The organism is beta proteobacterium MWH-UniP1 (assembly GCA_036362785.1).
In the GTDB taxonomy this organism is placed as follows: domain Bacteria; phylum Pseudomonadota; class Gammaproteobacteria; order Burkholderiales; family Burkholderiaceae_A; genus Lacustribacter.
This window is the reverse complement of record CP143625.1, coordinates 1,724,121-1,743,288: the sequence shown is the minus strand read 5'-3', so window position 1 is coordinate 1,743,288 and position 19,168 is coordinate 1,724,121. Positions and strand designations below refer to the sequence as shown.

General features: G+C 49.7%; 19 protein-coding genes. 11 read left to right on the top strand and 8 right to left on the bottom strand.

Translation table 11 applies throughout. The features are described from left to right. Nucleotide 1 precedes the first annotated feature (1 nt). Nucleotides 2-973: a branched-chain amino acid ABC transporter permease gene (locus AOB54_08595; protein WVN41529.1), complete on the top strand. Its 972-nt coding sequence runs from the start codon at nt 2-4 to the stop codon at nt 971-973. 13 nt (nt 974-986) lie between these two features. Here the strand turns inward: AOB54_08595 and AOB54_08590 are convergent, their stop codons facing one another. Both AOB54_08590 and AOB54_08585 read right to left on the bottom strand, forming a co-directional pair. Further along, nucleotides 987-1,775 (bottom strand): SDR family oxidoreductase, encoded by a 789-nt coding sequence (locus AOB54_08590; protein ID WVN41528.1) that lies wholly within the window; start codon nt 1,773-1,775, stop codon nt 987-989. A 23-nt stretch (nt 1,776-1,798) separates the two neighbouring features. Beyond that, nucleotides 1,799-2,737 (bottom strand): 2-hydroxyacid dehydrogenase, encoded by a 939-nt coding sequence (locus tag AOB54_08585; protein ID WVN41527.1) that lies wholly within the window; start codon nt 2,735-2,737, stop codon nt 1,799-1,801. Between the two features lie 144 nt (nt 2,738-2,881). Between AOB54_08585 and AOB54_08580 the strand changes: the two genes are divergently transcribed. Then, nucleotides 2,882-3,139, top strand: a complete 258-nt coding sequence (locus AOB54_08580; GenBank protein ID WVN41526.1) for a DnaJ family domain-containing protein — start codon at nt 2,882-2,884, stop codon at nt 3,137-3,139. Here the strand turns inward: AOB54_08580 and AOB54_08575 are convergent. From AOB54_08575 to AOB54_08565, 3 genes are all read right to left on the bottom strand, one after another. Further along, nucleotides 3,125-4,030, bottom strand: a complete 906-nt coding sequence (locus AOB54_08575) for a hypothetical protein (protein WVN41525.1) — start codon at nt 4,028-4,030, stop codon at nt 3,125-3,127. The genes AOB54_08580 and AOB54_08575 overlap by 15 nt on opposite strands. Before the next feature lie 233 nt (nt 4,031-4,263). Next, nucleotides 4,264-5,991 carry a CHASE2 domain-containing protein gene (locus AOB54_08570; protein ID WVN41524.1) on the bottom strand — a complete coding sequence of 576 codons (1,728 nt, stop codon included), beginning with the start codon at nt 5,989-5,991 and terminating at the stop codon, nt 4,264-4,266. A gap of 39 nt (nt 5,992-6,030) precedes the next feature. Then, on the bottom strand, nt 6,031-6,618 hold the full coding sequence (locus tag AOB54_08565) for a DUF4337 family protein (GenBank protein ID WVN41523.1): 588 nt from the start codon (nt 6,616-6,618) through the stop codon (nt 6,031-6,033). 148 nt (nt 6,619-6,766) lie between these two features. On the opposite strand from AOB54_08565, the gene AOB54_08560 reads away from it, so the two are divergent. Genes AOB54_08560 through AOB54_08520 form a run of 9 tightly spaced genes read left to right on the top strand, consistent with a single transcriptional unit; the run spans nt 6,767 to nt 14,720 of the window. Then, complete coding sequence (locus tag AOB54_08560) at nt 6,767-7,375, top strand: SH3 domain-containing protein (GenBank protein ID WVN41522.1); 609 nt, start codon at nt 6,767-6,769, stop codon at nt 7,373-7,375. Beyond that, a complete protein-coding gene (locus tag AOB54_08555) occupies nt 7,359-8,201 on the top strand; it encodes a M48 family metalloprotease (protein WVN41521.1) in 843 nt (280 codons plus the stop codon). The genes AOB54_08560 and AOB54_08555 overlap by 17 nt, the downstream gene beginning before the upstream one ends. A gap of 25 nt (nt 8,202-8,226) precedes the next feature. After that, nucleotides 8,227-9,336: a hypothetical protein gene (locus AOB54_08550; GenBank protein ID WVN41520.1), complete on the top strand. Its 1,110-nt coding sequence runs from the start codon at nt 8,227-8,229 to the stop codon at nt 9,334-9,336. Nucleotides 9,337-9,350: 14 nt separating this feature from the next. After that, nucleotides 9,351-10,583, top strand: coding sequence for a hypothetical protein (locus tag AOB54_08545; GenBank protein WVN41519.1), 1,233 nt, complete (start codon nt 9,351-9,353; stop codon nt 10,581-10,583). Nucleotides 10,584-10,607: 24 nt separating this feature from the next. Beyond that, nucleotides 10,608-11,270 carry a hypothetical protein gene (locus tag AOB54_08540; protein WVN41518.1) on the top strand — a complete coding sequence of 221 codons (663 nt, stop codon included), beginning with the start codon at nt 10,608-10,610 and terminating at the stop codon, nt 11,268-11,270. After that, a complete protein-coding gene (locus tag AOB54_08535; GenBank protein ID WVN41517.1) occupies nt 11,260-11,838 on the top strand; it encodes a hypothetical protein in 579 nt (192 codons plus the stop codon). The genes AOB54_08540 and AOB54_08535 overlap by 11 nt, the downstream gene beginning before the upstream one ends. Nucleotides 11,839-11,871: 33 nt before the next feature. Next, nucleotides 11,872-13,185: a hypothetical protein gene (locus AOB54_08530; GenBank protein WVN41516.1), complete on the top strand. Its 1,314-nt coding sequence runs from the start codon at nt 11,872-11,874 to the stop codon at nt 13,183-13,185. A gap of 8 nt (nt 13,186-13,193) precedes the next feature. Next, nucleotides 13,194-14,441, top strand: a complete 1,248-nt coding sequence (locus AOB54_08525) for a hypothetical protein (protein ID WVN41515.1) — start codon at nt 13,194-13,196, stop codon at nt 14,439-14,441. A 9-nt stretch (nt 14,442-14,450) separates the two neighbouring features. Further along, entirely contained in the window at nt 14,451-14,720 is a 270-nt protein-coding gene (locus tag AOB54_08520; GenBank protein WVN41514.1) for a hypothetical protein, read from the top strand. Nucleotides 14,721-14,967: 247 nt separating this feature from the next. Here AOB54_08520 and AOB54_08515 read toward each other — a convergent pair whose 3' ends face one another. Genes AOB54_08515 through AOB54_08505 form a run of 3 tightly spaced genes read right to left on the bottom strand, consistent with a single transcriptional unit; the run spans nt 14,968 to nt 19,087 of the window. After that, entirely contained in the window at nt 14,968-16,038 is a 1,071-nt protein-coding gene (locus tag AOB54_08515) for an ABC transporter ATP-binding protein (GenBank protein WVN41513.1), read from the bottom strand. After that, a complete protein-coding gene (locus tag AOB54_08510; protein WVN41512.1) occupies nt 16,035-17,723 on the bottom strand; it encodes an iron ABC transporter permease in 1,689 nt (562 codons plus the stop codon). Before AOB54_08510 ends, AOB54_08515 begins: the two co-directional genes overlap by 4 nt. 59 nt (nt 17,724-17,782) lie before the next feature. After that, nucleotides 17,783-19,087, bottom strand: coding sequence for an extracellular solute-binding protein (locus AOB54_08505; GenBank protein WVN41511.1), 1,305 nt, complete (start codon nt 19,085-19,087; stop codon nt 17,783-17,785). Nucleotides 19,088-19,168: the final 81 nt, after the last annotated feature.

Below are 19,168 nucleotides of genomic sequence, written 5' to 3'. Positions count from 1 at the left end.
CATGAATACAAACGCTAAAGTGCTCTACGGAATTTTGGTCCTGCTGTTGCTGCTAATTCCTTTCCAAGACTTCATCTATATCGTTTTTATGATGAAGCTGCTGTGCTTTGCCTTGTTTGCCTGCTCGTTTAATTTGTTGTTGGGTTACACGGGGTTGCTGTCATTTGGGCACGCGGCATTTTTTGGCGGTGCGGCTTACATTACCGCCCACGCATCGAAAGCGTGGGGCCTTACGCCAGAGGTTGCTGTGCTGCTGGGAATGACGTATGCAGCAATCACAGGCTATTTGTTTGGTAGCCTGGCCATTCGCCGCCAGGGCATTTACTTCGCCATGATCACACTGGCCTTATCGCAGCTGATTTTCTTTTTGGCGCTACAGATGAAGTTCACAGGCGGCGAAGACGGCATTCAGGGCGTGCCGCGTGGAAAGTTATTTGGCCTGATCGATCTGTCGGGTGATATTGCCATCTACTACTTCGTTTTGGCAGTGTTCTTGTTTGGGTTTGTTGTGATTCAGCGCACGATTCATTCCCCCTTTGGCCAGGTGTTGAAGTCGATTCGTGAAAACGAACCCCGCGCCATTTCTTTGGGCTATAACGTGAACCAATTCAAGCTGGTCGCGTTCGTGATCTCGGCCACCCTTGCCGGCATGGCCGGCTCGGTGAAGTCGCTGGTGTTTCAGCTGGCCACGCTTACCGATGTGCATTGGCACATGTCGGGCGAAGTGGTGCTGATGACCATCCTGGGCGGTATTGGCACCATCTTGGGGCCGATTGTGGGCGCAGGCGTGGTGATTGGATTACAAAACTATCTTGCTGGAATTGGATCTTTCAGCACGATTGTGCTGGGTGCGATTTTCGTGATCTGTGTGTTGGCGTTTCGTCGCGGTGTGGTGGGGGAGTGGCTGGCGTTTTTGGAGCGCCGCAGAGAAGCCAAACAACCGCGTAATCCGTATACCCCGACTGGCTCATAGATAGTCGCTAAGATTAAATCGACGGAATCTGTCCGCCATCTACGCGGAACATCGAGCCCGTGATGTAGCTGGCCCGCTCAGAGGCCAAAAAGGCCACTGCGTCGCCGTATTCACGCATTTCGCCATAGCGTCCCATGGGAATCGCGCCTTTTAGCCGACGCTCCACATCTTCCAAGGTGGTGTTCTCGCGCTTGGCGCGGGCTTCATCCAGAAACTTTAGCCGGTCGGTGGCAATGCGGCCGGGCAGCACCATGTTCACCGTAATGCCGGACTTTGCAACCTCACCCGCCAATGTTTTGGACCAGCCCACCAAAGAGCCGCGCAGCGAATTCGACATGGCCAGACCCGAGATCGGTGTGATCACGCCGGAAGAGGCATTGGTCAGAATGCGGCCCCAGCCGGCGGCCTGCATATCGGGCAGCACGGCATCGGTAATGGCAATTACAGGAATCACCATGGCGGAGAACTGATCGTGCCAGGCCTGAACGGGCTGGCCGTGGGCGGGCGTGGGGGGTGGCCCGCCACCGTTATTGAAAAGAATTTGAACAGGGCCACCGAGCAATTTCTTGGCGGCTTCTATGTTGGCGGTGATGGCATCCACTTGCTTCACATCCCAGGCAAGCGCATGGGCCTGACCACCGGCAGCGCTGATTTCTTTAACGGTGTTGTCAAGCTTTTCCATTGTGCGGCCCGCAGCCACCACAATGGCGCCCTCAGCGGCCAGCGACATGGCCACTGCCTTGCCAAGACCAGCGCCTGCGCCAAACACCAGGGCACGTTTTCCTTTTAAGCCTAAATCCATTGCAGTCTCCTTTGGGGTTTGATTTACAGCACTGGTGTGACCAATTTGCCAGTGCTAAAAAATGATTCAATATTTTCCAGAATCAGGCCCTCCATGGCGCTGCGTGTCTCCACGGTGCCACTGCCGGTATGGGGAATAAGCACCACGTTGTCCATGGATAAAAAGGCTGGATTGATATTCGGTTCATTTACGAAGACATCAAGACCCGCGCCCGCAATTGTTTTGTTCTGAAGGGCTTCGATCAGTGCGGTTTCATCGATCACCGTGCCGCGCGAGATATTAAAGATAAACCCCTTTGGGCCAAGTGCAGTGAGCACTTCTTTGGTGACCAAATTACGAGTCTGTGGCCCGCCATCAACAGCGATCATGAAAAAATCGGCCCACCTTGCAAGTTCCACCATGGACGACACATAGCCATACTGGCAATCCGTAACAGGCTGGCGGTTGTGATAACGAATCTCCATATCGAACGCCTTGGCGCGTTTTGCAATGGCCTTGCCAATTTTCCCAAGCCCAAGAATGCCCAGTTTCTTTCCGCTGACTTTGGTCGACAGGGGGAAATTTCCGTTGGGCCAGCGGCCCGCACGCACGTAACGGTCTGATGCACTCATGCCCCGTGCCGTATCAATCATCAAACCAAGGGCCAGATCAGCCACGCAGTCGGTGAGCACATCCGGCGTGCAAGACACGGCAATGCCATGGGCTCTGGTGTAGTCCAGATCGACTTTTTCCACACCAATGCCTCGGCAAGCTACGACTTTTAGGTTTGGTAGCTTCGCCATGAGTTCGGCAGAGGCGCCAACGGGGGCCGTGGTAATTAAAGCCTGGAATTCGTGGCCACGGGATTTTAAGAAATCATCGGGCTGGGCCTGGTTGGCCAGTAGCGTGACCTTTAAGCGCGCGTTGATTTTTTCTTCGCTGGGGGCCGATAGGCGAGCAATCTGCAATACGGGTGGGTTCATGGCTTAATTCGCTTTAATTAACCTGTAATTCTAGGCGGGGCAGGTCAGCGAATTTGGCCGGTTTCGGCGGGGTTTTCACTAGAAATGGTCTGTACTGTAGTGTTGTTTGCACCTGTTTGGTATGGGCCGCATTACACTTCAGCCATGAGTATTTTCGACGTCATTGCGGAAAATAAGATTCAAGAGGCTATCCAGAAGGGGCAGCTCGATCAGCCGGCGCTCTTTGGTCAGCCCATTCATGTGGACGATGACTTTTCTATTTCCGCCGAGTCTCGTTTTCTGATTCGGCGGATGCGGGCGATCACGGGAAGTCGCCCTGAGCCTTCACCCTTAGCGGCCCGATGGAAGGCCATGCAATATCAGAAATACAAGATGTCACCGAATAGCCTACTGAAGAAGTAGCGTCCGAACCGTGCCACCAAAGGATTCGTCATCGGTGCCAAACAGCAATATTGTTTCAGACTTGTGCTGAAGTAATGACAAAGCCTCAATTTTAAAGCCAGCAATTTGCGCTAAGTGGCGCGAAAAACTCGTGTCGATTATGGGCCCATTTGGTGTCCATAAGAACTTACCAAGCACCCTAAGTTGGCTATAAAAAGGGCCGGCCTCGTTGCCGGGGTCATCGGCAGAAGCGGCAATTAACAAGCCCGAGGGGGTGCAGATAAGATCAGATACGGCGCGATGCCCTTTTTTTAGTGTTACATGATAGGGGATTGCTAAAAACTGAACTTTTGAAAAACCAAAAGTGTCTATGGAAAGTTGCGCATACCCAAGTTGTATCTCGTTTCTCTTGGTTGATCGCTCTGCGAAGATGAACCAATAAACACCATTTACTTCGCATACTGAGGCCCCCTCGATATTGAAGACCTTCGATGGCCAATTGACGATAGTCTCGACTTTGATGTTCTGTCCTACATTTCGAAAAACAAAAAGGCGGCTATGGTTACTGCCAGAACTTCCGCTTTCTCCGACGAGAATAAAGTTAGTGTTTGGAATATTAATAGCGAATTCAAGATCGCTCGGAAGTTGGTCTAAATGCCCCCAATCCACATGTAACGGTGACCATAGAAACCGCTTATTTAAATGCTCATCAGGATAAGAGAGTAGACCAAACCAAATTCCTTGTCGGTCAGTGGGGGCATATTTAGTATCGTGTACCGTCAAAAAATTATTTTGGCCAAGCGAAGCTAGTCCACTGATTCCCGGTATGTGCGCATAGTTTTCTGGTGCGGATTTGCATGCGGCAAGCGCAATTGTGACAAACGTGATGAGAATAAAAGAGAGTCTTTTCACCGATGAATAAACTTGTGCTGGGGAAAATGGGTCATAAAATTTGAGAGCAAAAAAGGGTCCCGTAGACGAGGACCAAACTTAAAAAGTTTGGTTGTTGTGCAGAAATTTAATACGAAAACATCAGTCCAGTCAAAGTTGATAGCAGCAAACCGACTTTTAAGTAGAGAAGTTTCTTCTCGTAAATCCAGAGAAATAGAAGAACCATGGTAACTGTAAAAAGGCGCAGTGAATTTCTATAAATTTACGGGTTTGCCGTCGGCCGGACCAAGCAGGCCGCCTATATTAGCCAAGAGAGCCGGACTGATAGCTTTGGCGAAGTTCTTGTCTTCAAGATCCCATGTGTGTGTCATGGGGCACTCGCGCACGCTAACGGGGTCAATCTTGAAGCTTTTTATTGTCTGGATTACCTGCAATTTCAAAGGAATGGAGGACACACAAATGACGAGGCCGTGACAACCAGAAAGAAAATTTTTAACGAAACTCTCGCCACTAAATAAATCATCAATGCGGACTACACGATCGACACCGACGATTTTCTCAATCTCTCGCTGAAGCTCAGATTCATTTGCATCGACTATGGAGTTATCAAAGTAACTAATAATTAAAATTGTCTGTCCAGCTAAGCCAGACCTTAGGCGACGATACCCTTTGCGTCCGCGCGACCAACGATCATCAAGAGATTGAGCAAGTTTTATCGCAGCAAAAACTCCAAGGGCAAATTTCATGCTATCAGTAAGGTCAACAAGATAACTTGTATAGCTTGCAGATAGCATAGTTAGCCCGCCAAGTGCGGTCTGCAGTACGACAAAAATTTTATTTAGCGGTGGATTCTTGGCAGTCTTGACGGAGAACACCAAATAAAGCGACCAGATAGATACTAAATTCAAGACTAACAATACCCAAGCGGGCGTGATTCGTAGGTGAGTATCATGAAGTGCATCATCAATGGCTGTTGCAATGATTTCACTGTCGTCTGTAGTTGCTTTTACTCCAGTCGGTTTTGTCTGCCCAATCCCGGGGGCAGATACACCCACAACAACTAAAGCGTTCTTTAGCGATTTTTTGTCTTGCTCGGATAATTGATCTAAAAATAGGTCGCTGAAGGATATGCGTTGATACGTTCCCTTTTTGTTACGCCAGTTTAAAGAAAAGCTATCTGGCAAATCTTTGCTGGGTGACAAATCAGAGACAAACAATGTAGTGGCAACAATTGAGGGCAATTTAAAACCGGGTTCGGCCCAATAAAAAGGATACCTACGGACGATTCCATCACTATCTGGTTGCTGATTAGCGATGCCGAGTCGTTCGTGCATTCCAGGGAAAAGGGGGACGATGACTGCGATGGTGTTATCTTCTGCTTTCGGCTCGACAATAGTCCCCGGAAGACTGCTGACTTTTAATTGGCTGAGGCCATCGTTTTGCTGTGCTAGTCGGATAACTGGATAAGCACTCGTTTTAACTGTGTCGGCAGCGACATTCATTAGCCGATCGGCAGCTGGATTTTGTTTGTCAGGCTCTGACAGAAGGACGTTAAATAGAATCCCTTTTGTGCCGTATTCCGAAAGTTTTTGAAGACCGTCAGCCAAGACATCTCTGCGCCATGGCCATCGCCCATATTGATCTGCCATATTGGCGATTGATCGTTCGTCGACATCCAGAATAACAATATTGGCAGAAGGTACTGGGCTAGAGAATCTTGCTTTTAAGATAGTGTCATGAGATGGCTTGGGCGTATTTGGCTTGTAGACGTCCACGCCATAGAGATAAAGCGCATACGCCGAGGTAAGAATCGCAACGAGTAAAATGCCGCGATCTCCCGAGGTCCTTAGGAGCCTTGCCGTTGCTGTGGTGGCTCGATCTCTAAAATGAAATCCTGCTTCGATCCATCTGTAGATGGCTGGCAGGTATCGTTTTGAGAATTCCTGAAACCAGTCAAAGAAAATCTCAAACAATTTGTCCAATTAGTCTCCTCCGGGTCGTGAGATGCGTTGTTCGCTCTGTTATCCAAGCCCCGGGATTTTGATAAGCATAAAAAAAGCGTTGAGTGTGAAAAATCCCCCAGTCACGGCCGTAGCTGAAGCGGCGAGCAATAGGGTTTTTTTCTTGGTAAGTAGCACGACCGAAAAAAGAATCACTGCTAGCTGCAGCAACAGACTTGCCAAGTCAAAGTAAGGTCCTTTCTCCATCGCTGAATCGCGTTGCTGTTCCGCGTTACGCGCTTTCTCGAGCAATTCCTTTTTGCCCTCGCTGGTGGTTGGATCACTGTCATAACTCGAGGCTTTGGCGCGATAACCTACCGCAATTTCTTTTGCTTTCTTTTTTGTTTCGGAGTTGATCGCCGGAACGGCTGTATCAACAATAGTGTCTAGCGCGTTGGCGGCTAGTTCAAGGTCGTTTTGTCGAATTGTTTTCGCTTGATAAAACGCGTATGTGTTGATTGCGACAGTATTTTGAAAGGCCGCCTCGGAACTTGCATTTCCGGCGCCCATCGAGTTCAGTAAAAGCAAAACAGCGACTCCAGAGATCGTGATCGAAATTCTTTTCTCGAATTGGTCAGCTTGGGATGCGGTGTCATTTGTCTCGGGCATGGGTTTTTAACTTTCAAAAAAATCAGTTTGATATCGGGAAGTATCGAAAATTTTGACTGTAACGGAAGGCTTATAACTATCGCTATAGCAATTTTACAAAAATAAGTATTAAGTCTAAAATCAACTAGATGTTTTTTTTGGGGATCCTGTGTTTTTTAGCTCCGTACCATTTAAAAGTTGCCTTTTATGCATCTTTTTGGTGTGTTCCGCAGGGATTGGTCTTGCCCAGGAACTCGCCGTCCCTGCGCCTTTGAGGGCTGAGCCCACAGCAGATTCGAAAGCACTTAAGCAGTTACCGGCAAACGCTCCCGTTAAAGTTTTAAGACGGCAGGGTTTCTACTTAGAAGTGGAATCTGGTGGAGCAAAAGGCTGGCTAAAAGCATCAGAAGTTTCTACGCCGAAGGGGGCTGGTGGTGGCCTTTCGAACTTAGACAGCGGGAGATCTGGCAAGGGAAATATTGTTTCTACATCGGCGGCTCGCGGGCTTTCCTCAAAAGATGTGATCGCCTCGAAACCTGATCACTTACAAGTCGAAGAATTAAAAAAATTGGGGGTTTCTGCGAGCGCTGCGGACGATTTCGCAACTCAAGGCGGGCTTCAAAATCGCAAATTAGCGCTCCTGGCGGCTCCCCCGCAGGGTGTAAAAGGAAGGCCGACTTTTGGGCCGACAAGTCGAGACGGAAAGGCTTCGCAGGGGTCTCCTAAGAGGTCCGCGGACAGAAAAAAATCTGGTGATGGAGATGATGACGACGATTAAATTCTTGATGAGCCCCCTAAAGCTCTGGTTGTGTACGGCGATAGTCACTTGGTGTTTCGTCGTGGGTGGGGTCGCGAAGGCCCAATCGATCAATCTTGACATCGGTGGCGCTGCATTAAAAATGGATCCCGAGAGCCTTCAGGAAGAGTTGGCTACGGGGCGCTTAGTAGCAGGTCAGATTCTTGGTGCCGCCAAGTTGCTGCCGGATTCAAAAATTCAGAAATACGTCAATTTAGTGGGTCGTCGCGTGGCTGATCAATCCGAGCGACGAGATCTTTCATGGTCTTTTGGCGTGGTGGATTCGACCGCGGTCAATGCATTTGCGGCGCCGGGTGGGCAGATTTTAATTACAAGCCAACTCATGCAATTGCTCGAGTCTGAGGATGAGCTTGCTGCGGTTCTCGCTCATGAGGTCGCTCACGTTGTACGTAAGCATCACTATCGGGTTATTCGTAAGCAGCGGATGTTGGAGTTTGGTGCCCAAGCCGTGAAAATTACCGACGACGCAACCGGTATGTCAGACAAACTCTCGGCGATGGTAGGGCAGATTCTTGCGCGTGGTTTGGATCAATCGGCGGAGTATGAGGCTGATCGAGACGGAATGATTTACGCGGCTCGCGCAGGATATGACTCTTCGGCCTTGCTGCGTGTAATGGAAAAACTCGCGAATTTGTCGCCAAAAGAACCCTCAAACGAACTTTTGTTGTCGACGCATCCCTCTGCAGAAAATCGTCGAATCGCTCTAGCGAAACAGGTAAATACAGAGATAGAAAAAGCAGCGATACCCAGTCGAAGTGCTAATCGATATCGTCAGTTCGTACGGTAAATAATTTTTTGTTTAGGAGATTGGTATGAAACGTTCTTTTTGGTTAGGTGCCATGATTGCACTTTTAACCTCGACTTCTGCGATAGCGGCGAGCATTCGAACGACGTTTGAGATTAACTATGAGTCGGGTTTTTTTTCTGACTCACCTAATGAAGAAACCAAAAAGAAAATCACCCCAACTGCCAAGCAAGAGCTATGGAAAAGTTACGTTGGCAGGCAAGATACGTCAACGATTCGTGTAATTGAGTCCAAGAAAGAAGAAATTCAAAAACGTATTGACGATTTCGTAACAAATGTTGAATTTATAGACGAGCAAGTAGACAAAAACGCAAAGAAGATGCGCTTTACAGTGCGTGGCGTTGTGAATGACAATCTCGTCGCCACTATCCTCTCGGCCGGCGGTGCTAAGTCGGGTGAGGGTAGTGCATTTGGCTTTTTAATTCTTCCGCGTATCCAAGCAGAGGCGAAGAGCTTTGATGCAAAAGTGGTCAAAAAGGCCAGCGCAAGTACCAGCTTAGTCAATGAAAAAATTGACGCTGAGCAATTAAAGGAAGCCGACGGCGGATCTTCTGAGCGCGCAATTCAGGGGGATAAAGTAACGATGAAAGCCTCAGCGACGACCTCTGGATCGACCACTCGTAAGGCTCAAAAAGTTAAGTGGGCACTGGGCGACGCAAAAGATGTTGATTCAAACATCTCAAAGTATCTGACGGAAGCTGGTTACGAACCGTCCGCCTATGCGGACGTGGCAGCAGAATGCGGTAGTGTAAAAACCAATGAGGTGCGCTCTGACTTGCTCGCATCTGAAACCGCTGAATTGTCAGATAATGTACGAAAGCTCGTTTTTGATGCTATGCGTAAATGTGAACAAAAGTTTTTTGCAATGGGCACGCTTGATTTTGATAGCATCGAACAAGACCGAAATAGTGGCGGTGTAAGAGCTCGTGCTTCAGTAAATATCCAGGTTTATGAACTCTCACGTCGCTTGCCCCGAAAAGTGGCGTCTGTGGGTCCGGTTGACTACTACGGCGTAGGGCCGCGTGAAGATGGTGCGCGTTCAGACGCCTTGAAGCAGGCGGCGAAAGAAGCGGCGCAGCAGATCGTGAATCAGTTGCGGTCGAAAAACCTCAATTAATTCGAGATATTGACGTGAATAAACAGCCACCTAAAACTTTTTTGGCATGTCTTCGTGCCCTCTTTCTTGGGGGAGTCGCATTATCAATAATTCCTTTGGCGGCTGTTGCGCAGCAAATACAGGTTGTCTCCGTTACGGCGAGCGGGTTTGGAAAGACAGAGGCGGAAGCGCTATCTGATGCCGTTTTTAATGGTGTTGCGCAGGTAAATGGTGAGGCAGTTGCTTCGTCGATAAGAATTTCGACTACGGCAAAATCGAGTTCAGATGGTGCAAATAGCTCGACATCCATGAGTCGTAGTATCGAGGAAGATATCTCTCGCAAGACAAAAGGGGTTGTTAGATCTTGGACAAAGATTTCCTCTGAAATATCTCCGGCCGGTGACTATGCGGCCTCTGCTGCAGTAGATGTTTTTGTGCTCAAACGGTCTGAGCAGTTAAAAAGAATTAAGCTGGCTGTCGTTCCGTCAAACACAGGGGATCCAAGGTATACCAATGCACTCTTGAGCGAGGTAACCCAGCAATTGACTACCGGTCGTAAGTTCGCTGTTATGGACCGTAGAAATTCGGTGCAGGTTGAATCCCAGCTTTCTCGCATTCGCAAAAGCGGATCTTTAGAGGACTCTGTCCGTTTATCAGCGGAGGTTGCACCGGATTTTATTGCGGTTGTGTCAGTTACAACCGCGGGAAGAAACGATGGTAGGCAGTCCGCTTTCGCGACGCTTGAAGTAATCTATTATTCGACTCGGCAAGTCAAATTTTCTGAAAAGAAAAATGTTCCTTTGAAATTCGGTGACGAAACTTCCAACGCAAGACGTATCGCAATGTTAGGTAAAGGATTGTCACGGGCTGTTATTCAAACCGTTTATCCGCCAACCGTACTTGGTCAAGACAGTGGCTTTATAACGATCGGGCAGGGGTCTGATTTTTTTTCAATAGGTGACAAGCTAGTTATCAAAAAAATGGGCGCCGCTCTACGAGACCCACACACAGGGGAGTATCTTAGTCACGACCACTCTGATGTTGGCACGGCCGTGATCTCTTATGCTGACGCAAGAATTTCACGAGCGAAATTAGCTGGGAAAGTTGAACTTGATCCACGTCTGTTGGCCATGCAAAGCTATCAAGTATGGCGAACCGGAGAAAACGGAGCCGACGCCTTTGGCGGGCTTGGTGTATTCGTGGAGTCGGGATCAGGCGAAAGCAAAAAAGCTAAAAAACTTTTTGTTACAAGTGACGATGACGATTAACAATTTTAATCTTAAGGGGTAATCATGAAAAAAAAGCTAATCACCACTGTATTCCTCGCGTTGACTGGAATCTCCTCAGTAGTTTATGCCCAATCCGAGGGCGAACCAATACAAGCTGCAGACGAAGTTCCGCTAGGCGGGTTTGCAGGATGTTCTTTAGCTCCACCTAAAAATGGTTGTCAGGCTCGCATCAAGTGCTACGGCGTGGGTAACATTTTTGCTAATACTGCAATGGACGTGCAACTTGCCACAAAAGAAGCAACAAATAAAGCAAGAAGTCAGTTAGCGATGTTCTATTCCACCAAACAAAAAGCCAAAGAAGCTATCGCTAACGCCAGTAAATCAACGATGATGACCAATGCTGATGGTTCGAGTAGCGGTAGCACAGAGGCCCAACGCATGATGGCGAGTATCGACGAAACAAGCGCGGAAGCCGTGTTATCTGGCGTGCAGGTGTTGGGTCGTCAAGTCGATGCAAAACAGCGTACTGTGACAGTAAAAATTGGAGTTAGCTGTCAGAGCCAAGCAGCAGCAGCGCAATCGCAGGCAGGCGCAGCACGGTCGGCCAACCCCGGTACGGGCGCACCCGCACCTGCTGCCCAGCCTCAGTCCGCCCAGGGGCAAACTTTGCAGCAAAAAAATCTGAAGAGTTTTGAGCAGCGTCGCAAGGGCTCCGATGATTTTTAATCAAGGTATGCAAAAGGCGGGTTTACTCGCCTTTTGTTTTTTGTGGGTGGGCTTTGTAAACGCTGCTTCAAATCAACCCATCGAATCTCGCATTTGCGATGACACCGGTTTTGCAAAAACAAAGATCGGGTCTTTTGCTGAGATCGCAAAAGAAAGCGATGCAACATACGCATACAAGGTTTCTGTAGAGGAATTATCTGCAGATGGTCTAAATGGTCAGGCCGCAAGTGCCATGGCTCGAACTTATGCATATCGTGAATTTATTAAAGCCTACTCGAAACTAGTAAGCCCTCCTTCTGAGTCTGCTGCACTAATTTCCCATGGAGTCCAATCAGTAGCAAAAAAATGTCGAACACAGACGGTTATTCTTGTCTGGGTATCACGATCGAATCTTAATTGGGAGGCATCGCAGTCGGCATCGGCTACGGGTGATGTGATGGAGCAAGCCAAGCGGATGATTGAGGGTGGGGCAGGCACTTCACCTCCACAGCGTGCCTCAACTCCGCCGGCTGAACCAAAGTCTGCGCCCCCCTCGGCAGCACCGAAAATTTATATTGACACTCTTTAATTATCTGGTGAGAAAATGAAAAAGACACGACTAATGTTTATTGCGACCCTTTTGACGGTTGGAGTAACGCCTTCACACGCTTTCTTAGATAAGTTAAACGATAAGCTAAAGAAAATTCAGCAGGGTGGTGGATCACCAGCTGCAGCGAGTCCTGGGCAAAAAGGTGGAGCATCAAACGCTGGCGATGCTTTTAACTCCACGTGTAAGCAGGTTTTAGGGGCAAGTTTTAAAGAGAAAAAACTTTCGGCAGCACCAGATGTGATCGCAGGAAAATATTTCAAGCTAAGTGCAGATTTAGAGCAAAGGTTACTTCAGGGTATTAATAAATCCCATCAGGGCTCCTTTGTAAATCTTCGCGCTCATATTCCGGACATTCACGACACTACCGTTAGGGATTTGGCTGAGGCCTTCAATGCAAACCCTTCTGTGGCCATGTTGGCACAGGTAATTTCCTATGCAGAGACTGGAGACGGTTATCGTGATGGTGACAAACCATCTGAGCGTACCGAAGCACAGACCTTGCTCGCGATGCTCTTAATGCAATATCCTGATCTCGCCTTAGACAAGGGGAAGGCTCACGAAATACTGAGAAAATCCAGCCTGGATAATTCAGGTTTGGGTATCGCATTGATTGCGCGTCATCATTTATTTGGTGATTACGCTCAAAAGAATATTTCGACTTTTTCAAATTATATTGGACGTGCGAGTTCGCAATATTCAGTCAAGTTAGCCGATCAGACGATTTTTTTTGCGCTTAACAATCTTCCAAACTGGCAGTCTCGAGATCAATATCTAGGACTCCTGAAGCAGAGTCAGCAAATGACTGCGGACTTTGACAGGCAGCGGGCCGCAGCGAAATCTTCGGATACCAATAAGCGAGCTCTCGCGCTGATGAGTGAGGGTAAAAAAATTGATGAGTTGACGCTTGAGGCTCTAGGGGCAGGCCCCCGTATGGCAGAAATTCGAGCCAAGGCGGAAATGCTTAAAAAAGAGGGATCTGGCGAAGCCAATCTTATTGAAGTTGCTGCCAATCAGTCAGCCGCATACAAATCGGAGGTGACATCTTTGCTAGCGAAAAACCCGCAGCTTGATGATCAAGCGAAGGCCAAATTGGCTGATGCCAACAAAAAGATGGTGGAAAACCTGAACTCCCTAAAAGGGATTACGGTAGAGGTTGCCCTAAAGTTTTTTTCGGGTGATATTGGGGGTACGATGGAATCGGGAGAACACATTAACCGTTACTTCCGGGACGCATGTAGTGTTGGACGTCGTCAGGTAGAGCTCGCGAAGCAGGCCGGTGTACCCACCCCGCAACTACCGCCGACGGCTCTCGCCAAAGATCTCTGAGGTATTAAATGAAACGTCGAACCGTGTTAACTGCTTCCACGGCGCTTATTACCTCGGCAATTCCTTTAAGGTTATTCGCGCAGTCCTCAGGACGCCCCCCTAGAGCTGATCAGGTTATGTGGGGTGGCATGGGGTTTTCTGTGCCTAATACTGATGTATCGCGGGCTTTTCCAATACTGACCAAGGCGCTAAACGCAAGTGGTGGGCAGTCGAAGCTCGCTCTCGCACTGACCTCCCAGCTTGGAAAAAACTATTCCGGTGGCATAGCGGAAGATCCCGCGAAATTAATGGATGCGAATTCAGATCCCGCGCTTATATTTACGGTGTCTTTGGATTATGAGCAGATGATTCTGGTGCCAAACGACGGGGGAGGGGGCGATTTCCAGCTCTCTTTTGTCTATGCTCTCGCACAAGTGCTTTATCTCGATCTGCCTCGATCTGGCGGTTCTGACGGAGATTTAAGGGTGTTGTATAGCTTTCCTTTTCGAGTTCAGTCGGGGGAAATCGCGAAAATCGGTAATGACACCGATAGGACGCAAAACTTTAAAAAACTCGTATTCGAAGTAGATAACTCTCTCGTCAATGTTTTTGGGCGAAAGGTCGCGACAAAGAAGTTCCGCGAGGCGCGATTACCGAAACGCTTAAAGGTCAACTCAGTAACGATTACTCCAGAAGCGGCGGCCGTAATTAAAGAGTTGGGAATTTCAGAGTCGCTCAATGAGCAGTTTTTCGGCCAGGCACTGACAGCATCATTGGCGGAGAAGGCCGATATTTCAGTACTACCTTTCGCACAAAATGATGTCTTGAATGGATCGCTTGCCTCACGTTTCAATAAGTTTCCAAACATTAGCAAGATTTTTGGGAGATTGAATGATCCGCTTGAAAATAACTATGTGATTGACTTAACCGTGCATCGCGCGCTCCGAAAATCGAATGGATCTAACATTGCGAATATCTTATACGCCCGCGGAATGTCACTTTTTATCAAGGTTTCTGACGCGCAAAGAAAAAATGTTTTGTTTGATAAGAAGATATTGTTAATTGAAAATAACGAGCTACCGAAAGCAATGTTTGATCGTTTAAAAGATTACGATCTACGTTACATGGTTCAAATCGCCATCAAAATGTTCGATTTGTTTTCAGAAGCAGTAATGACGGATAGCCAAGAGAAAATCAAGGTGATCGGTTTGGATCCTGCGGTAGATACAAAAGATCTAAAGTCGTTAAGAGAGGTATTTTTAACTTGTCGATATTAAGGAATTATCATGTTCAGGCTGATTGGGGTTGTCGTTGTGGTGGCTGTGTTGTATCTTGGCTTCGGTGCTATACAGAAATGGTATTCGGGTGATGCAACCCCGCAGGAAACGGTTACCGAAGTCCGCAAACGAGTTGGTGAAACATTGGTTGGCGAGAAAGACGCTGCTAAAGATCCCGGTGCCTCACCAGGTCAAGCGGCCCCTGCGCCACAGTCAGCGCCCGCCCAACAAAAACCCTTAGATACTGACGACATTTTGCGTCAACTGATGAGGAAATAGATTTGGCTTAAAAATCCACCCATTCTTCAGACCCACCGGCCCCGACGAACCCCAGAGTAACCCAATCTGGTTCAGGTACTAGTCCGTCAGGGGTTGTTGGAAATGTCGATAGCGCCAAATTCAGCCGCTCGGGTAGCTCCTTATGTAGTCTCCCCACTGGTGAGCGAAGATACCGGTACTCAGGGCCCGCGCGGCCATCAATCGAATTGAACGCCGATTGGGCCCGTTATGCTAACTTGGCGGTTTGCTAGCGATTAACGAAACGAATCTCTGAAGACGGCACGGTCAACTGCACGGTTGAGCCAGTGGCCAGTGGGACAGCGCCGCGGGCATGCGGGATATCCGCCTTGATCATGGCTTCGGCCACACGAATGTCATAGCGCAAAAACTCACCTAAAAATTCTGAATCTTCTACGGTGCCAGTGAGGTGTAATGCATCGGCGCTTGTATCCGGCGCAAAACTCACCGAGTGTGGCCGAAAGGCCAGATCGGCCGACTGGGCGGGCAATGCCAAGCCACGGGGCAACACAATGTCCCCTAATGCGTCTGATTTAAATCTTGGTGCGTCGCCTTCACGAATAATCTCACCAGAATACAGGTTCACCGAGCCCACAAACTGGGCCACGAAACGGTTCACCGGGAAATCAAAGAGCTCCATGGGGGTGCCCACCTGCTGAATGATGCCTTGGTCCATCACGGCAATTCGTTGACAAGTGGTGAGCGCTTCTTCCTGATCGTGGGTCACAAAAATGGTGGTGATGCCCAGGCGGCGCTGCAGCCGTACCAATTCTTGGCGGGTCTGGGCGCGAAGTTTCGCATCTAAGTTGGATAGTGGCTCATCTAAGAGCAACACCTGCGGCTCAATGGCCAGTGTGCGTGCAATCGCAACACGTTGTTGTTGGCCGCCTGATAGTTGACCCGGTCTGCGATCGGCATAGCTGGCCAGGTCCACCAATTCGAGTGCGGCCTGAACTTTTTTCTCGATCTCGGCACTGGGCAGCTTGCGGGCCTCTAGACCAAAGGCCACATTTTGAAAAACGGTCATGTGGGGCCACAGTGCATAGTTTTGAAAGACCATGCCTACATTGCGAAGCCATGGGGGTGTGCCCGTGACATCTTTGCCATCGATCAGGAGTTCGCCGTGCTGATGCTGATTAAAGCCGGCAATCAATCGCAAGAGTGTGGACTTCCCGGAACCTGACGGCCCCAGAAGTGCAAAAAACTCTCCGGGCGCAATGGTGAGGCTAATGTCTTTAAGTACCGATGTGCTGCCAAATGACAAAGCAATATTTTTGATGTCGATGCCAACGGATTTCATGCGCGGCCCCCCACTTTCTGATGCGGTGTCGCGGCTGCGGCCAGACGGTGACTGATATAGGTGCCCAGTGCCACAAGTGTGACGGCCACCACGCTCAGTGCAGCCCCAGGGCCGCGGCCAGCGATCGATTGGAAATACAGATAAATGCCGTACGACATTGGTGCCAGGCTCTCTTTACTGGTGAGCAGAATCGTTTCGGAAATTTCTGCGGCAGCAGTAATAAAGCTGGTCACAAAGCCGGCGAGCAATCCACCCATCATGAGTGGCACCACAATCCGGCGGATGATGCGCCAGCGGCTTGCGCCAAGATTTTCTGCGGCTTCTTCGAGTGCGGGGTGGACTTGGGTGAGTGCTGCCATGCAGGAACGCAGCGCATAGGGCAGGCGGCGCACCGAATACGCCACCACAAAGACCAACCAGCTGGCAGTAAAGGCGCCAATGCCAAAGGGCAGTTCAACGCCGCGGAAGAATCGCAGATAGCCAATGCCCAGCACCAAGCCCGGCATGGCCAGGGCGATGGTGACCAAGTGATCCAGAATCTGCCGGCCTGGGATGGTGGTGCGCACCACGATATACGCAATCGCAGCACCGATGATCACGTCGACAAATGCGGCCAGACCGCAATACAGCAGCGTATTCCAGATCATCTGCTTGGCATCGGTAAACACGGTGGCGTAGTGGGCCAGCGTGAACTGCTCGGGCAGCACGCTAAAGCTCCAGACCTTGAAAAAGGACATCAACAAAATGCCAATGTGGGGTGATAACACCAACATCAACACGCCAATAATCCAGCCATAGGCCAGTGCCGTCTGCCAGCTGCTGAGTTTTCGTTTGGGGGCCTGGGCGCCACCACGAGACACCAACGCATAGTCTTTGCGTTTGACAAACCACCATGACCCGCCCATGGCGAAAATGGAAAATAAGACCAAGATCACGCAGATCACATAGCCAATCGGGTCTTCAATGCCCACCGATGTCACACGCAGATAGGCCTGTGGGGCCAGCATGTTGGTGACATTAAGCACCAGCGGCGTGCCCAGGTCGTCAAAGACTTTAATAAAGACCAGCGATGCACCAGCAATGTAGCCAGGCAGTGCCAAAGGAAAAACAACTTTGCGAAAGAGCCGAAAACCCGAGGCCCCCAGATTTTGTCCGGCTTCCTCCATAGAGGAATCAATGGCCGCCAGTGATGCCGACAGATTCAGCAAAATAAACGGAAAGTAGTGCAGCGTTTCGACAAAAATAATGCCCGACAACCCTTCCATAACGGGGATGCCAAAGCCAAACGTGTCATTCAAAATGAGATTGACCGCACCTGAGCGGCCAAAGATGAGCTGCATGGCCGCTGCGCCCACAAAGGCCGGCATCACCAGCGGCAAGACCCCCAGGGTTTGAATCAACACGGCCCCACGGAATTGAAACCGCATGGTTAGATAAGCCAGGGGCACAGCGATCAGGGTGGCAAAAAGTACTGTCATGCCAGCCACAAACAGGCTGTTGGCAAACGACTCGCGCATGAGCGAGATGCCCGCAAACGCGGCGAAGTGCGACAGCGTGAAACCGCCGGAGCCATCGGAAAATGCCGTGTAGATCACGGACAGAATTGGCCCGATCAGAAAGACAATCAGAAAGGCGGCAATCGCAATCGCAACTGCAACGGTGCCAGGGTGGTGTCGACGATTCACGTTGGTTTTAAGACAACACCCCCGACATGGCGGGGGTGTTGGTTGGGGTCGGCCTTAGATCATTTTACGGCGTTGGCAATCTCAATGGCTTTGGCGTAGTTGGCCTTGGCCTTGGTGGCCCACTCTTCTTCAGTCTTGGCCTTATTTTTGGTGGCCTCTGCGTCTGATTTTTCAGCTTTAAAGAGTGCCAAGAGTTTGGCATCGGTCACTTGCTTGTCATCGACCACTGGAGAAAAGGCGAGCTTCTTCGCTTCTTCGAGTCGCGGATTTGATTTGCCGCCAATGCGTTTTTCGGCGTCATGAATGGCCTTTGTTGCAGCCACCAATTCCTTGTGACGAAAGGTAATCATTTGGTCGAACATGGAGCGGACCACCATGTAACGGGCTTCCGACAAGTTGGAGTTGAAGTTCACCTTGGCCTTGATGTTGCCGCCAAATGGATTGGGGTAGCCGGCTGGGGCCTTGGCATAAATCGATGGCAGCACCGGCAGACGGCTGATGTCTTTTTGCAGCAAGAGCATCTGGCCTTCTTCAGAGAGTGTGAATTCAATAAAGCGGCGGCCAGCCTCGGGTGATTTGGCACCCGCAATTAAACCAATATTGGCTGGAACAATCGACGTGACAGATGGGTAAACGAATTCAACGGGCATGCCCGAGTTCTTCGCGGCTAAACCAAAGAAGTCGATCACCAGACCAATGCCGTATTGGCCGTTGGACACACCATCGGGCACACCGAAGCTGCGCTCAGTAATCGCGGCGCTGTTGCCACAAATGGCGAGCAACTGTGCCCAGCCCTTGGTCCAGCCTTCGCCTTGCAAGATGGTTTCCACCGTGAGGTGGGTTGTGCCCGAGCGTGATGGGCTAGAGATGGCCAAGTGGCCGAAATAGACGGGTTTGACCAAGTCAGCCCACTCTTTAGGGGCGGGCAGTTTGTTGGCCGCCATGTAACGGGTGTTCCACATCAGGCCATAACCAGCCAGCGCCTGGCCGCGATAAAAGCCCTCGGGGTCATTTACCGGATAGTTGCCGACTTTGGCGGGAATAGCGGGATTGCCTGCGCCGATCTTGGTGAGTAATTTGCTGCTGGATAAGACTTCAAATGCATCAGGCGCGGATGCCCAAAACACTTCGGGCCGTGAGCCCGCCGGCTGCTCACGAACATAGGCAATACCGGCCGCGGTGTTTTTGTTCAGAATTTCTAGCTTGTCGTTGGGGTACTTTGCCTCAAATGCTTTTTTATAAGCGGCAGTGAGTTCTTTTGGAAACGAGGTGACAACCGAGATGGTCTCGGCCAAGACTGCAGAGGGAAGGGTTGCCGCGATCACAACAGACAGCAGGCTGCGGCGAAGTCTGGGAAATGTCATACCAACTCCTTTGATGGAACGTGAAATCGAGAATCTTGTACCGCTTTAGTACTGAACTTGACCGGAATCTTAGCAGTAGTT

Bases quoted from the DNA above. Each gene is read 5' to 3' on its own strand.
- AOB54_08555 (WVN41521.1), top strand. From the start codon at position 7,359: ATGATGACGACGATTAAATTCTTGATGAGCCCCCTAAAGCTCTGGTTG.
- AOB54_08585 (WVN41527.1), bottom strand. From the start codon at position 2,737: ATGAACCCACCCGTATTGCAGATTGCTCGCCTATCGGCCCCCAGCGAA.
- AOB54_08565 (WVN41523.1), bottom strand. From the start codon at position 6,618: ATGCCCGAGACAAATGACACCGCATCCCAAGCTGACCAATTCGAGAAA.
- AOB54_08505 (WVN41511.1), bottom strand. From the start codon at position 19,087: ATGACATTTCCCAGACTTCGCCGCAGCCTGCTGTCTGTTGTGATCGCG.
- AOB54_08580 (WVN41526.1), top strand. From the start codon at position 2,882: ATGAGTATTTTCGACGTCATTGCGGAAAATAAGATTCAAGAGGCTATC.
- AOB54_08595 (WVN41529.1), top strand. From the start codon at position 2: ATGAATACAAACGCTAAAGTGCTCTACGGAATTTTGGTCCTGCTGTTG.
- AOB54_08590 (WVN41528.1), bottom strand. From the start codon at position 1,775: ATGGATTTAGGCTTAAAAGGAAAACGTGCCCTGGTGTTTGGCGCAGGC.
- AOB54_08520 (WVN41514.1), top strand. From the start codon at position 14,451: ATGTTCAGGCTGATTGGGGTTGTCGTTGTGGTGGCTGTGTTGTATCTT.
- AOB54_08535 (WVN41517.1), top strand. From the start codon at position 11,260: ATGATTTTTAATCAAGGTATGCAAAAGGCGGGTTTACTCGCCTTTTGT.
- AOB54_08550 (WVN41520.1), top strand. From the start codon at position 8,227: ATGAAACGTTCTTTTTGGTTAGGTGCCATGATTGCACTTTTAACCTCG.
- AOB54_08540 (WVN41518.1), top strand. From the start codon at position 10,608: ATGAAAAAAAAGCTAATCACCACTGTATTCCTCGCGTTGACTGGAATC.
- AOB54_08525 (WVN41515.1), top strand. From the start codon at position 13,194: ATGAAACGTCGAACCGTGTTAACTGCTTCCACGGCGCTTATTACCTCG.
- AOB54_08515 (WVN41513.1), bottom strand. From the start codon at position 16,038: ATGAAATCCGTTGGCATCGACATCAAAAATATTGCTTTGTCATTTGGC.
- AOB54_08530 (WVN41516.1), top strand. From the start codon at position 11,872: ATGTTTATTGCGACCCTTTTGACGGTTGGAGTAACGCCTTCACACGCT.